The 14,484-nt window shown below is 47.7% G+C and carries 10 protein-coding genes; 7 read left to right on the top strand and 3 right to left on the bottom strand.

Translation table 11 applies throughout. From position 1 onward, the window contains the following. Positions 1-162 precede the first annotated feature (162 nt). Together J7I42_RS29405 and J7I42_RS29400 are read right to left on the bottom strand one after the other, a co-directional pair. On the bottom strand, positions 163-1,701 hold the full coding sequence (locus J7I42_RS29405) for a SusD/RagB family nutrient-binding outer membrane lipoprotein (protein ID WP_209143025.1): 1,539 nt from the start codon (positions 1,699-1,701) through the stop codon (positions 163-165). A 12-nt stretch (positions 1,702-1,713) separates the two neighbouring features. Then, positions 1,714-4,884 carry a SusC/RagA family TonB-linked outer membrane protein gene (locus J7I42_RS29400; protein ID WP_209143023.1) on the bottom strand — a complete coding sequence of 1,057 codons (3,171 nt, stop codon included), beginning with the start codon at positions 4,882-4,884 and terminating at the stop codon, positions 1,714-1,716. A gap of 178 nt (positions 4,885-5,062) precedes the next feature. Here J7I42_RS29400 and J7I42_RS29395 point away from each other — a divergent pair, with 178 nt between their 5' ends. The 7 genes from J7I42_RS29395 to J7I42_RS29365 all read left to right on the top strand — a co-directional run bounded on the left by J7I42_RS29395 (position 5,063) and on the right by J7I42_RS29365 (position 13,988). Beyond that, positions 5,063-5,950, top strand: a complete 888-nt coding sequence (locus tag J7I42_RS29395; protein WP_209143021.1) for a helix-turn-helix transcriptional regulator — start codon at positions 5,063-5,065, stop codon at positions 5,948-5,950. A gap of 11 nt (positions 5,951-5,961) precedes the next feature. Further along, complete coding sequence (locus tag J7I42_RS29390) at positions 5,962-7,533, top strand: gluconokinase (protein WP_209143019.1); 1,572 nt, start codon at positions 5,962-5,964, stop codon at positions 7,531-7,533. Between the two features lie 229 nt (positions 7,534-7,762). Beyond that, positions 7,763-8,686, top strand: coding sequence for an RraA family protein (locus J7I42_RS29385; protein ID WP_209143017.1), 924 nt, complete (start codon positions 7,763-7,765; stop codon positions 8,684-8,686). 192 nt (positions 8,687-8,878) lie between these two features. Continuing rightward, the gene (locus J7I42_RS29380) at positions 8,879-10,354 is read left to right on the top strand and encodes a mandelate racemase/muconate lactonizing enzyme family protein (RefSeq protein WP_209143015.1); all 1,476 of its coding nucleotides are present in this window, start codon (positions 8,879-8,881) and stop codon (positions 10,352-10,354) included. A gap of 30 nt (positions 10,355-10,384) precedes the next feature. Then, positions 10,385-11,461: a bile acid:sodium symporter family protein gene (locus J7I42_RS29375; protein ID WP_209143013.1), complete on the top strand. Its 1,077-nt coding sequence runs from the start codon at positions 10,385-10,387 to the stop codon at positions 11,459-11,461. A gap of 93 nt (positions 11,462-11,554) precedes the next feature. Beyond that, positions 11,555-12,490: an RraA family protein gene (locus J7I42_RS29370; RefSeq protein WP_209143011.1), complete on the top strand. Its 936-nt coding sequence runs from the start codon at positions 11,555-11,557 to the stop codon at positions 12,488-12,490. Positions 12,491-12,722: 232 nt separating this feature from the next. After that, positions 12,723-13,988 carry a mandelate racemase/muconate lactonizing enzyme family protein gene (locus tag J7I42_RS29365; RefSeq protein WP_209143009.1) on the top strand — a complete coding sequence of 422 codons (1,266 nt, stop codon included), beginning with the start codon at positions 12,723-12,725 and terminating at the stop codon, positions 13,986-13,988. Positions 13,989-14,086: 98 nt separating this feature from the next. Here J7I42_RS29365 and J7I42_RS29360 read toward each other — a convergent pair whose 3' ends face one another. Beyond that, the gene (locus J7I42_RS29360; protein WP_209143007.1) at positions 14,087-14,413 is read right to left on the bottom strand and encodes a DMT family transporter; all 327 of its coding nucleotides are present in this window, start codon (positions 14,411-14,413) and stop codon (positions 14,087-14,089) included. Positions 14,414-14,484: the final 71 nt, after the last annotated feature.

Here is a 14,484-nt window from a genome sequence, read left to right as displayed (position 1 = left end):
CAATGGGCAATAGGCAGTAGGCAAGTTCAATCTCGCCTTCGGCTCGAATTATAATTCTCACCAACATCACCTTCCTACTTCTTACTTCCTATTTCCTACCTCCTTTATCAACCCTATAAACTCTATTAACTCTGTCAACCCCTTCGTGGTCAACTGATCAATCTACTTATCCCACCATACCCTCGTACTCAACTTATCCGCTCCCTGTCTGCCAATAGCTTCATTCACATTATCAGTATTCACGCTCAGTTCAGAAGTAGGATAGGTAAGTCGTCTGATAAACGTGCCATTGGGCACATCGGGGTTATTCGGTTGCCCATATGGATTAGGTGTCAGTGCCGGGTACCCGCTTCGTCTAAAGTTAGCAAAAGCTTCGGGACCGTTCAAAAAAGAAGAGATCCAGTATTGCGTATTGATCTGTTGTAGTTCTGTACCGGCAGCAAGTGGATTGTCAGTTACATATTTATCACGGGCTGTTGCGGTAACGGCGGAGTTGATGTCGTATAATGCCATTTGGTCCATGTGCGCTTTAATGCCATCAGAAAAATATTGGGTGGCGGTGCTTGAAGTGATCCAGCCCCGGAAGCGGGCTTCTGCCAGCAGCAGGTTGGTTTGCGAAGCTGTTACCAGAAACACAGGCGAAGATACCTTTACTATCCGGCGGCGGTCGGCCTGGCTGTAATCATAAAAACTGGCCAGTCCATCGGCGGTTGCCGCAGCGCCAACAGTGCCATTGTCTTTTCCCATGGGCATACCAACCTGTTTGGTGGGGTCGGTAGTACCAACTGCTACAGTTTGCCCGGCGCCGCTTTTGGCGCCTACATAGCGAATGGCGATGGCTTGCAACCGCGGATCGTTGGTGTTCTTCAGTTGATCAACGAATGGTTTGGTGAGGTAAAAATTAGCGGCCTCGCTGCCATTGAGCGTAGCCCCTATCGGTTGCGTAAAATTGGCGTCGTGGCGGATATAGGCATTGTCGGCATTATCGGTAATGACGCCACCGGCCACAGCGGCCTGTACTGTGCTTTGCGCTTTGGCCGGATCGATCTTACTTAACCGCATCCCGGCGCGTAACAAAAGGGAATAGGCAAATTTTTTCCATTTGGCCACATTGCCTGCATACAATACATCGCCTGTTTCAATAGTGCTGGTGGTGGTCAATGCGGCCGCTGCTTCGGTCAATTCCTGAATAAGCTTCAGGTAAATATCCTGCTGGCGGTCATATTTAGGGAATAAAATGCGTTCTGACAAACCCGCGCCACCCTGCGTGTACGGTACTTCGCCAAATTCATCGGTAAGGATCATAAAAACATACGCCTGATAAATGCGCCCCATATTATACATGTTGGTACGGGTGGTAAGGTCTTTGGCGTGGGTAACGGCATCATACGTGTTTTTGATCACACTTTGGTAATACGCCGTCCACAAGGGGGCGGTGGTTACATCGCGGCTGTCCTGGTTGAAATTGGCGCCGGCCAGCACGCCGCCATTGGGGGTTATCATTTGTTGCACAATACCTACGTCGAATACCAGCGACTTTACCGGGAAGGAGGTATTGATAACGGCCTGGTTCAACAATAATGAAGGGTCCAGTGTAGTGCTGTTCGTTTCATTTTTATTCAGGTCACTCAATCCCTTTTCGCAGGAAGCCGTGACGCAAAGCAATAAGACGATCAATATATAGCTTGTACTCTTTTTCATGACAGTAAGGTGTTAGAATTTAATATTCAAATTGAATCCTACGCTGCGGGTCGTAGGCAAACCGGGTGATTCCAGCCCTACCTGGTTATCGGAGCCAAAGCCAAATGTTTCGGGGTCTATATTATCAACCCATTTCTTTATCAGCAATACGTTATTGGCCACCAGGTCGAGTTTTACGCCTTTGATAGGCCATTTGGTGGGCACATGTTTGGTGAAATCGTAGCCTAATGATAACTGCCGCAACTTCCAGTACCCGCCATTATAAATAACCGGTTCCACAATTTGCTGTGAGCGCAGGTGTTCCCAATACGTTTGCACCGGGGCTATGGCTGTGTTGGGATTGCCATTGGCATCAACGCCGGCGCCTTTTACACCGCCATCACGGCCTTCCAGTGTCATTTTATGCAGGCCATGCCGTACGGCATTGAAATTGGTGCCCGACAGCATTTTGTTGCCCAGTTTATAATCTATTAAAAAGGTGAAGTTGATCCCTTTATAATTGACCGTGTTCAAAAAGCCGCCGATCCATTTGGCCAGGCCGCTGCCAAACAGCACAAAATCGGCTGTGCGTTGTGGTAATCCGTTCGACTGGAAGATCTGTTGCCCCTTTGCGTCGCGGGCATACCCATATCCTGCTATCTGGCCCATTTCTTCACCTACCACATGCCTGGTTTCTCCGTTGAACACATGCGTGCCGGTGGTTATGCGTTCACCGGGTTTGTCGGTGATGATGCTCAACACTTTGGTGATGTTGTAAGAGGTATTGGCCGTGAACTCCCAGGTGGTATTTACCGTTCTTACCGGCACCAGGTTCAACATGGCTTCAAACCCATAATTACGGCTTTTACCACTGTTAATGGGTGTGTTCAGATACCCCGATGCATCGGATATTTGCACCAGTACGATCTGGTCGCTGGTGATCTTGCGGTAAGCCGCCAGATCGATATTGATGCGGTTGTTGAACATCTTCATTTCAAGACCTACTTCTGTTTCGGCTACCCGGCTGGGTTTCAGGTTCGGATTGGGCAGGGTAGTACCGGTAGCGTTGTTGCTGATATTGCTGGTGCCAACAGGTACCTGTTGGCCATTGGGGTTATTGATAAAGTTCGCGTTGGGACTATAGAACAATTGATCTGAATAAGGCGGTACATCGCCATCGCTGCCTACTTCAGCATATCCAATACGCACTTTACCAAAATTCAACCAGTTTGCATGTTGCAGGTGTTCCGAGAAAACATAGCTGCCCGAAACAGATGGGTATAAAATGCTTCTGTTAGCCGGTGCCAGGGTGCTGAACCAGTCGTTGCGTACTGTTCCGGTAACATAGAAAGTTTGTTTGTAATTCAATTCTGCAGAACTATATAATGAATTTACTCCCTGTTCTATACGGGTGTACACCGGGTCTTTGGCGCGACCATTCTGTACCGTATAAATTCCGCGGGTGATGAAATCTGTTACCACTACGTTGTTGATGTCTGACCGTTTGCGCATGCGGTTACCCCCGGCGTTGAGGTTTACTTCTATCATGCCGAACCTTTTATTGGCATTCACCAGGAAATCGAGGTTGGTTTCGCGAAAGCGCCGCGATTCCTGGGTGTACACCCCATTTACAAAACCGGGAAGGGCCGCTGCCCGCGATGCCTGTCCGGTTGGGAAATTATTAACGTCTTCATCGCGCGACCAGTAATCCTGTCCAAACCGGCCCTGTACACTTAACCACGACAGGATATTATATTTAAGGGTCACGTTACCAAAAATGCGGTCGCGTTTGATATTGTGGAATTGTTCCGCCATTACCCAATAGGGATTGGTACGGTTGGTAAACCTTGACCAGCTGTATTCATTGCCCTGTGCATTGTATTTGTTCTCATCCAGTACATTCAAAGGCATAGAGGTGGATAAAGCCATCAGGGTGGTGGGAATGGAGTTGTCCTGGTTGGCGATATTTGGCGGGTTTTTATTGATCTCCCGCGAATAGTTGATATTACCTGCCAGGATGAATTGTTCAGACAGGTTATAACTATAGCCCAGGTTCATCGATTTGCGGTTGAACGTATTATTAGGCATAATGCCTTTGTTGTCGGTATTGTTGAGCGAGAGCCGAATGCCGCCTTTTTCGCTGCTGCTTTCGAATGCTATCGTATTCGAAAGGTTCTGTCCATGGCGGTAGAAATTCTTGATGCGGCTGCCCTGTGGTTCATAAGGAACAGTCAGGTTATTGAAAAGGATGTGCGTCATGCCCGGCGCGAACTTTTCGCCGAACGACCACTCGCCCGAAGTAGGATCGGGGGCTGTGGGGCGAACCCCGTTCTCGCCCTGACCGTATTCATTTTGATAATCTGTATAATCGAGCGGGGTATCGTTGGTGTAGTTAAGGTTATAGGTTACGCCCATACCTTTTGTTTTTCCTTTCGTTTTTGTAGTGATCATGATCACCCCGTCTTTCGCACGCGAACCATACAGGGCTGATGCCGGTGCACCTTTTAGTACGGTCATGCTTTCGATATCATCAGGGTTGATGGACGATAACCCATCGCCGCCGTCGGCGTACACTCCGCCACCTTTTACAGTGATCGTGTTGTCGTTAAAATTGGTATTGTCAACCGGTACGCCATTGATAACGATCAGCGGGTTGTTTTGTCCGGAGATGGACGATTGACCCCGGATGCGGATCTTGGAAGTACCGCCGGGACCGGTTCCAAGCGAGGTAATATTTAGCCCAGCCACTTTTCCCTGCAGGGCATTCATAACGTTGGACGTGCGGTTCACAGTCAGCTCTTCCGGTTTAACGCTGGTGGCGGAATAGCCTAAACTCCGGGCCTGCTTCTTAATACCGAGCGCGGTTACAATCACCTCGCCCATGTTTTGGTTGTCGAGGGGCAGGGAAATATCAATAACGGTGCGGCCATCAACGGCTACTTCCGTAATTTTATAACCCACTGAACTATAAATAAGGGTGGCATTGGCCGGAGCGGCAATACTATATTTGCCATTGTTGTCGGTAGTGGTCCCGTGTGAAGATCCCTTTATTATTACAGATACCAGTGATAGCTTCGTACCTTTTTCATCTGACACTGTTCCTGTAACTGTTTGGGCATGGGTAACGGAAAGGAATAAATGAAAAATGAAGAGCAGCCACAGGCCCGCAAAGCGGGGTGGCTTGCCGAGGGCGTAATTTTTCATACCGGCAAGTTATTTTGGTGAGTAATCGTTGAAGGAACAAATTATTCGGTATTACGGGTAAAAACTTCCAAAATAAAACAGTGTTGAATTTTGTACATACAGGAGCAGGAAATTCCTTTATTTTATATATGCTTCCAAACGAAGCAGAGATTGCGCCAAGCTAAGTACATAAAGCCATATGAATCAATTTGTGCTACAACAAGGTAAATCGGCTGAACTGCTTTTGTTCCCCCAGATACTAGAAGTGGGCATAAAAAAGATTGGCTCTATACAGCTCAACGCATTTTCCACTACCACTACTGATGGGTTACGTATTTATTATATAATAGAAGGGCGGTTTGAATGGCGCATCAATCATCAGACATATATATATTATCCTGGAGATGTGGCGTTGATTCTACCAGGAACGCCGTTTGGCAGCGACAACGGCGTACTGGAGATCGGTTCCTTTACCTGGATCCAACTGTCCCTGCACCGGCTCGATAACGGTCAGATACAGCCCGGGAAATGGAGTGGCCTGTCCGAAACAGAAACGGCCGCTATTGGCAAAACGCTGTTGTTGAACAGTATGCCGGTTTTGTCGCGGTTCAATGAAGTGGGTAAAATACTCAAATGCATCCATGCTGAATTATTTGGTAATGAAGTAGGGTACCAGGCAAGCATCAATCACCAGCTGGATGAACTGTTGATCCAGGTGGCCCGTAAAATGACCAAACAAAGCCATGCCAACCGCGACTTTCCTAAAACCTTTATGCACCTGGAGGAGGTGTTGCGCCAGGACCTGGCGCATCAATGGACCGTAGAAGAAATGGCTGCCCTGGTGGGCATGGGCACCACGTTGTTTACGGAAAGGGTAAAGAGCTATTCGGGTTTCTCGCCCATCAATTACCTGATCAATATCCGCATTTCGGAAGCCATCAAATTGTTGAAGCGGCCTGAGATCTCGGTGACTGATATTGCGTTGGATACCGGGTTTTATTCATCGCAACATTTTTCAACCACCTTTAAAAAGCTGACTGGCTACCGGCCAAGCGAGTTCAGAAAAAATCATTTGCGTAATAAATAACTACTATACACATGAAATGCATCATTACGATTGAATTAGGAACAAATGGGGTGCGGGTGTTTGCCTTCAATCTCAGTGGCCGCGTCATCGGTTCGATGAAGGGCTATTTTCCTACATTTCATACAGAACCCGACCACAGTGAACAGGATCCTGAGCAGATATTTATTACCACCCTTTATGTTTTGAAGAATTTACTCAATGAATTTATACACCCTAAAAAATATGAGGTAGCCTGTATTTGTTTCAGCGCCTCCATGCACAGCGTTTTAGCTGTTGACAAGAATGGTAACCCGCTTGGCAATGCCATTACCTGGGCCGACAACCGGGCCAAGAAGGAAGCGCAGGAATTGCGGTACTCCGAACTGGGCAAAAAGCTGTATGCCGCCACAGGCACACCCATTCATCCTATGTCGCCCGTGGTGAAAATAGCGTGGATGAAGAACCGTGATAAAGAGCGTTTCAGGCTGGCCAGTAAATTTCTGTCAATAAAAAGCTATATAATCCACCAGCTAACCGGGGAATACAATATAGATTACAGTCTTGCCTCGGCCACCGGTCTGTTGAATATTCATACCGTAGCCTGGGAAGCCGATGCCCTGCAATATGCTGGCATTACATCCACTCGATTGCCCGATGTGGTCCCGGTATTCACTTCGGCCGGCAAATTGAAAAAAGCCTATCAGCAATCACTGCGCCTGCCATCCGGTACAAAGATCTTATTAGGTTCCAGCGATGGTTGTCTGGCTACACTGGGCGATGGAGTGAAGGGAGTAGGCAAAGCTACCATCACCATTGAAGATAGCGGCGCCGTACGGGTAATGGGACCTACCGTATTGAAGGATGAACAGATGCGTTTCTTCAATTACCTGCTTACTGATGATTGTTATGTATCCGGCGGACCCACCAACAACGGCGGGAATATTCTTGAATGGTTCAGCCGGCAGTTTGGTGAATTTACCAACCCGTTCGATATGGAGAACAGTTTGCAACAGTTGATTGAAGAAGCATCCAAGGTGCCGCGGGGATCGGATGGTTTGTTGTTCCTGCCTTATTTACTGGGTGAACGCGCGCCTATCTGGAATGCCAATGCGCGGGGAATGTATTTTGGGTTGAACATCAAACATGAACGTAAACATTTTATCCGGGCCACCATTGAAGGCATCTTGTACGAAATATACAGTATAGGTAAAACGCTGGGGGAACAACGGAACATAAAAAGCTTATCGGTGAACGGCAGTTTTGGTACTATCCCGTTTTGTACGCAAATGATCGCCGATATGTTTAATAAACCGGTGCGGGTCAGGCAGCAATACCACAGCGTAAGCTTTGGGGCGTATTTGTTAAGTGCTACAGAAATGGGGATCTATAAATCATTGGATGAGGCAGCGCAAACCGTGGAACTGCCCGATGTTTTTAAACCGAATAAACAACACCATGCGGTATATGCTGATTACTTTTCTATATATGAGAAACTCAGTATAAAGCTAGCTGATGAATTTGAAGCGATCAGTTCTTTACAACAGAAGTATGCTGTTACAGATGCGCCTGTTAAAAAAAGTAAGACTGGGAGTAAAAGTAGATAGAGTTGATCAGTTGATCAGGAGGAGGTTGATAGAGTTAATAGAGTTGATAAGGTTGATAAAGGAAGTAAGGCGTAGGAGGGTGATGTTGGTGAGAATTAAAATTCGAGCCGAAGGCGAGCCGTTAGTTGTGAGCAGGCTCGCTATTAATTGGAATTCCGCAATAAGGACTTTCACAGCCTGTCCCGACTTGTCGGGATTTCACGTTTGACGTTTCACGAAAAGCTACTATATGAAAAATATGTTTCTAATTATTGCATTGCTACTTTTAGCAAGCCGCCTCCCTGCCCAACAAACAACCCTGACGCCCGATCAGATCAAGGCCCTTACGCCTGAATGGAAAGGCGAGCGCTCGGCCGATGGGCGTCCACATGTGCCCGACAGGTTACTGCAACGCCTGAAAGCGGTACACCTCGAAGAAGCCTGGGGCATCTTACGCAACAAAGGATATATGAATCAGTTTGAAGGCGACTGGATGGTGCTGAACGATGACTCCGCCATGACCGGCCGCGCTGTAACGGCTCAATACTGGCCTATGCGTCCCGATGTAGATAAGCTGATAAAAGAGAAGGGAAAGACCGAAGGCCGTATTGGCGCGCCCAACTCCTGGCCCATAGATGTACTTAAGAACGGCGATATCTATGTGGCCGATAGTTATGGAAAGGTGGTGGATGGTACCCTGATCGGTGATAACCTTGGCAACGCCATTTACGCCAAATCCGGCCGCGGGGTGGTCTTTTATGGCTCGGTACGCGATATCGAAGGACTCGAAGAAATAAAAGGCTTTAATGCCTGGATAAAAGGCTATGACCCTTCTTATATACAACAAATGATGTTGGGTGGTATTAATGTGCCCATTCGCATTGGCCGGGCTACGGTATTACCTGGTGATGCCATTCTGGCGAAAAAAGGAGGCGTGGTATTTATTCCTGCGCACCTGTTAGAGGAAGTAGTACTAAATGCTGAGTTTATTTCCCTGCGCGATCAGTTTGGCCACCAGCGGCTACGGGAAGGCAAATACACCCCCGGACAAATAGATACACAATGGACCGACCCCATTAAACAGGATTTTTTGAAATGGATCGATTCGAATCCTGATAAGCTGCCCATGACCAGACAAGAATTAGATCAATTTATGAAGGAAAGGACTTGGTAAGTTCGAAGTTCAGCGTTCAGAGTTCAGCTTTCAGAGTTATTGGGTTAGGTTCTTGGGTTCATCCCGCTATGCGGAAACCCATTGCCTACTGCCCATTGCCTATTGCCCATTGCCCATTGCCCATTGCCCATTCACAACTGCAGGCCTATGAATACAAAAGTCATTCTATAAAATAATTAAACAATTTAAACAATGACACCATCTCAACGATTTCTTACCAAACTAGGCCTAAAGGATCCACAACCGGAGGCCGATAATAAACATGATGAACAACCACAGAACAGTCGCCGTTCATTTTTAAAACGATCGACGTTAGGCGGCATCGCCCTCGGTGGCGCCAGTGCTTTATGGCCCATTGAAGACATCCTGGCCCAAACCACGCAAAAGGTCAGCCGCTATTCAAACCCAAGCGAATTAAAGATCACCGATATGCGGTATTGTATTATACAGAATGTTGGGCGTACCCCCATTATTCGTATTGATACCAATCAGGGGATCTATGGATTGGGCGAAGTGCGGGATGGAGCCGATGAACGCTATGCCCTGATGTTGAAGAGTCGCATCCTGGGACAAAATCCTTGTAACGTGGAAATGCTTTTCAAGACGGTGCGGCAGTTTGGTGGCCATGCACGGCAGGGTGGCGGCGTTTGCGCGGTGGAAATGGCCTTGTGGGACCTGTGCGGCAAGGCCTATAACGTACCGGTGTGGCAATTGCTGGGTGGCCGGTACCGCGATAAAGTACGCATGTATGCCGATACCCCCGAAGCCCCCACCTTCGATGAGTTCAAGGCAAAGATCAAACACCGGCTGGAAGAACAGGGTATGACCTGGTTAAAGATGGATATTTCCATTGGTGAAGTAAAAGACAAGGAAGGCGCACTGGTGAACAGTAAATACTGGGGCAGCAACCTGGCGCAATGGCAGGGTGGTTATATGGATTATGCCAATACCAAACATCCTTTTACGGCTATTCAGATCACCGAAAAAGGACTGGATGGCATGGCGCAGATCGTTAGCGATGTACGTTCGGTAGTAGGGTATGAGATCCCTATTTCTAGTGACCATTACGGACACTTCGATCTCAATAACGCCATTCGCTGGGGCCGGAAAGTAGAACCATTCCGGCTGGCCTGGCTGGAGGATATGGTGCCCTGGGAGTTCACCGATCAATATAAAAGAATGGCCGATGCATTGGAAACACCTGTACTGACCGGTGAAGATATTTACCTGCTAAATGGCTTCAGACCTTTGATAGATGCCGGTGCGGTTGATATTGTACATCCCGATCTGGCTACTGCCGGTGGTATCCTGGAAACAAAACGTATTGGCGATTATGCCGAAGAAAAAGGAGTGGCCATGGCCATGCATTTTGCCGGCAGCCCGGTTTCATTTATGGCCAATGTACATTGTGCTGCTGCTACGCAAAATTTCCTGGCGCTGGAACATCACTCTCTCGATAATGACTGGTGGGCCGGACTGGTAAAGACTACAGATGGCCGAAAGCTGTTTGAAAAGGGATATGCAAACGTACCACTTACCACCCCTGGATTGGGTATAGAACTGGTGGAAGAGGAGATCAAAAAACATTTGATCCCTACCAACAAAACCTATTTCGCACCAACGCCTGAATGGAACGATGTGCGTTCGCACGACAGGCTGTGGAGTTAAAAGCACATTCGCTAAACTAATATATCATTGATGAAACGAGGGGCTGTTTTATACGGACTGTCGGCTGTTATTTTGATCGTGTATATTATCATGACGATACTGCAACAGCCTCACTGGGGTGGCTGGTTGTTGTTCCTGTTCTTTTTATGCCTCGCCATCTCATTCCGGCAACACCAAATGCTGAAAGGGCTTTCCTTTACATTGGTTATAATGGCGGTGGTGAGTCTGGCTTTGTATTATCCGCAGCATTTCAAAACCATTGGCGACTTCAAGCTGTCGGCCCTGATCATTCCTTTGTTACAGCTCATCATGTTTGGCATGGGGACGGAATTAAGTCTGAAAGATTTTGCCCATGTAGTACGGATGCCTAAAGGGATTATTGTAGGCGTGGTGTGCCATTATGTGATCATGCCACTGGTAGGTTTTACATTGGCCAGTCTGTTTAAATTCCCTAATGAAATTGCCGCCGGGATCATTTTAGTGGGTTGTTGTCCCAGTGGATTAGCCTCCAATGTAATGTGTTATCTGGCGAAGGGAAACCTTGCTTTGTCTGTCTCCGTTACTACCATTTCTACGATGCTCGCGCCATTTTTAACACCGATGTTGATGCGTTTGCTTGGTGGCAGTTTTGTGGCCATCGATTTCTGGAGCATGGCCTGGGATATTACCAAGATCGTGATCATTCCTGTTACGGCCGGTCTCACCTTTCATTATCTCGTTCGTGGAAAATTCAAATGGCTCGATAAAGCTATGCCGCTGGTGTCCATGGCGGGCATTGCCCTGATCCTGGTAGTTATCACCGCTGCCGGCAGAGACAATCTGATAAAGGTGGGTGCTTTGTTACTGGTGGCCACGATACTTCATAACGTGCTGGGGTATGTCCTGGGTTACTGGTCGGCCAGGTTGTTGCGCTTTCATGAACGCGATTGCCGCACCATTGCCCTGGAGGTTGGTATGCAAAATGCCGGGCTTGCCTCCGGGCTGGCGCTTTCTATGGGTAAGCTGGCCACAGCCGGATTGGCACCGGCTATTTTTGGACCGGTGATGAATATCAGTGGTTCGTCGTTGGCAAGTTGGTGGCATAATCATCCGCCGAAGGCGAGTTAGTTTTTTAGCTATTAAGTTATTAGGTTCTTAAGTTTTTACGATTGTCCCGAGTTGGCGTGAGTCCTTTCACGTTTCACGAAAATAAACTATCATATGAAACATTATCTAATTATACCGTTGCTCCTCCTGTATGCAACAAGCTACACCCAACAGATCTCCCACGATCAGTTGATCGCATTAACGCCCGAATGGAAAGGCGAGCGATTTGCTGATGGAAGACCCAGGGTGCCCGACAGCATTCTCGATCGCATGAAACTGGTGACGTTGGAAGAAGCCTGGGCAGTGTTGCGTAATGAGAATTACAAACATCAGTATGATGGGGAATGGAAAACCATTAATCCGGATAGTGTGCTGGTAGGCCGTGCGGTCACTGCGATCTTTATGCCCGGCCGCCCTGATATTCATCGGGTGATCGACAAATTTGGCGTGCGCGATAAACGGGTGAAATCACAAAATTCATGGCCTATTGATCTCCTGGTGAGGCGCGACGTGTATGTAGTGGACCAGTTCGATGCGTATGAAGACGGTCCTACCATTGGCGATAACCTCGGCAATTCCATCTTTGCAAAAACCGGTAATGGCATTGTATACGATGGGGCCATTCGCGACATAAAAGGATTGAAAGAGATCGGTTCATTTACTTCCTTCTTTCGCAATTATCATCCTTCGCATCACCTGAACAATCCGGATGGAGAATTGAATACCACCTTGGTTGGGATCAATCAGCCCACCCGTATTGGCAAGGCAACGGTAATGCCCGGCGATGTGGTGCTGGGCCGTGATGGTGGGGTGGTCTTTATTCCCCCGCACCTGGCAGAAAAAGTGGTAAAGACTTCTGAGATCGTTCGCCTGCGCGATCTGTTCGGGCATCAACGGTTACGCGAAGGCAAATATACCCCGGGACAGATCGATACGCGTTGGAGCGATGAGATTGAAAGGGATTTTTCCAAATGGCTCAATGAGCATATGAACGAGTTGCCTGTTTCTAAAAGTCAGATACAGGAGTTGCTTAAAGGAAGGACGTGGTAGGGGGAGTTGATCAGTTGACCAGTTGATCAGGAAGAGGTTGATAGGGGTGATAAAGGAAGTAAGAAGTAGGAAGGTGATGTTGATGAGAATTTAATTGCCGGGCCGAAGGCGTGAAAGCAGTTATCTCAATTGCCGCGACGAGGGTTTGCCGTCTGCCGTTTGCCGTCTGCCCTCTGCCCTCTGCCCTCTGCCGTCTGCCGTTTCCCAATTACATCAGTCTAAAAAAACATTCATGACAAACTCACGCAGATCATTTATAACCAAAGCTGCCATCGCAGCAACAATGGCTCCATTAGCCACTTTCGGTCAGGGATATGAAAAAGCAGTGGAACGAACGCCAAAAGCATCTACGCCATCCAATCTCAAGATCACTGATCTAAAGTGCGGGTATATCAGGGGCAGTCTGTTTGTGAAAATATATACCAACCAGGATCTCTGGGGATGTGGCGAAGGAGTGGATGCCATTCCCGGTACCTATCACCTGGTAAAGAACTTTGGGGAACGCATAAAAGGAAAAAGCCCGTTGAATGTGAACCGCCTGTTTGAAGATATTCGCAAATCAGGCTTTTTTCAGGGCGCACAATCGGGTATGTATGTGGCGGTGTTGTCGGCCATAGAAACTGCCCTGTGGGACCTGGCCGGTAAAGCCCTTCAGCTACCGGTATATCAATTGCTGGGTGGCAAGTTCCGCGATAAAGTGCGGGTGTATTGCGATACTGCATTGTATCAACAGAACCTGCCTACACCAGCTGATTTTGCCGAGGCGGCAAAGAAAGCAAAATCAATGGGTTTTAATGCCATCAAGTTCGATCTGGACCAGGCAAATGATCCTAATAAATACGATCGTTATAACTGGACGGCAAGCCCGGCCGAATTGCAACGCATGTACGATCAGTTATCAGCAGCACGGGAGGCAGTTGGGCCAACTATTGATATCTGTGCTGATATGCATGGCCGGTATGATGCCGTTACCGGACACGCCATTGCCAAACGATTGGAGTCATTAAACCTGATGTGGCTGGAAGAACCAGTGCCGGCTGAGAATGTGGAGGCGTATAAACTGATCTCCGATTCAACCAGCACGCCCATTTGTGTAGGGGAGAACCAGTACCTGGCTTATGGTTTCAGAAGAATGTTAGAAATAGGTGCGGTAGATATTATTATGCCTGATCTGCAAAAATGTGGTGGACTGGGCGAAGGGCAGCGTATTGCCAACCTGGCCAATTTATATTATGTGCCTTTTGCGCCGCATATGGTGGCTTCTTTTCTGGGTGCTATGGCCTCAGCGCATGTTTGTGCTTCAGTGCCCAACTTTATGATCCTGGAATGGCAGTCTTATTTTCATACCCAGCCCATGTTCAAGGAAATTGTTACTTATGATGGCGAATGGGTGAACAACAGTTTTATAACGGTGTCAGAGAAACCTGGTATCGGTGTGGAGATCAATGAAGCCGGCATGAAGAAGTATGCATTACCAGGGATGCCGTTTTTTGAATGAAGTGATAAAGGCAAGGCTATAGAAGCAGATGAGGCCCCGCCGCGGGGCCTCATCAATTTATTCAAATTGAGGTTATGGTATTGAACCTAATTGTCGTTTTAATGCGACACATATTTCAGTCCAATTATAGAACCTATTAATGTAGTGAGGAAGAACATTCGCCAGAAAGTAGCAGGTTCTTTAAAAAAGAGGATGCCCATTAATACCGTGCCCACGGCGCCAATGCCTGTCCATACGGCATAGGCCGTACCAATGGGAATGGTTTTGGTTGCTTTTACTAACAGAACCATACTAATAGTCAGGGCAACAAAAAAGCCGGCATACCACCAGTACGATGCCGTACCGGTTGTTTCTTTCGCCTTACCCAAACAGGACGCAAAAGCCACTTCAAACAAACCTGCAATAATTAAGAGAATAAAGCCCATCTTTAAAATTTGCGCAAAGGTAAATACTTTTAACCGGGCAAACGAAGATTGCCCAATCTTATAAAAACAGG

It is taken from the genome of Niastella soli (assembly GCF_017742245.1).
GTDB lineage: Bacteria > Bacteroidota > Bacteroidia > Chitinophagales > Chitinophagaceae > Niastella > Niastella soli.
The sequence above is the reverse complement of the archived record's forward strand: the minus strand, read 5'-3'. Positions and strand labels throughout refer to the sequence as shown.

Excerpts from the sequence above, each read along its gene's own strand:
- J7I42_RS29375 (WP_209143013.1), top strand. The coding sequence starts at position 10,385 with ATGAAACGAGGGGCTGTTTTATACGGACTGTCGGCTGTTATTTTGATC.
- J7I42_RS29380 (WP_209143015.1), top strand. The coding sequence starts at position 8,879 with ATGACACCATCTCAACGATTTCTTACCAAACTAGGCCTAAAGGATCCA.
- J7I42_RS29365 (WP_209143009.1), top strand. The coding sequence starts at position 12,723 with ATGACAAACTCACGCAGATCATTTATAACCAAAGCTGCCATCGCAGCA.
- J7I42_RS29405 (WP_209143025.1), bottom strand. The coding sequence starts at position 1,701 with ATGAAAAAGAGTACAAGCTATATATTGATCGTCTTATTGCTTTGCGTC.
- J7I42_RS29395 (WP_209143021.1), top strand. The coding sequence starts at position 5,063 with ATGAATCAATTTGTGCTACAACAAGGTAAATCGGCTGAACTGCTTTTG.
- J7I42_RS29390 (WP_209143019.1), top strand. The coding sequence starts at position 5,962 with ATGAAATGCATCATTACGATTGAATTAGGAACAAATGGGGTGCGGGTG.
- J7I42_RS29400 (WP_209143023.1), bottom strand. The coding sequence starts at position 4,884 with ATGAAAAATTACGCCCTCGGCAAGCCACCCCGCTTTGCGGGCCTGTGG.
- J7I42_RS29385 (WP_209143017.1), top strand. The coding sequence starts at position 7,763 with ATGAAAAATATGTTTCTAATTATTGCATTGCTACTTTTAGCAAGCCGC.
- J7I42_RS29370 (WP_209143011.1), top strand. The coding sequence starts at position 11,555 with ATGAAACATTATCTAATTATACCGTTGCTCCTCCTGTATGCAACAAGC.
- J7I42_RS29360 (WP_209143007.1), bottom strand. The coding sequence starts at position 14,413 with ATGGGCTTTATTCTCTTAATTATTGCAGGTTTGTTTGAAGTGGCTTTT.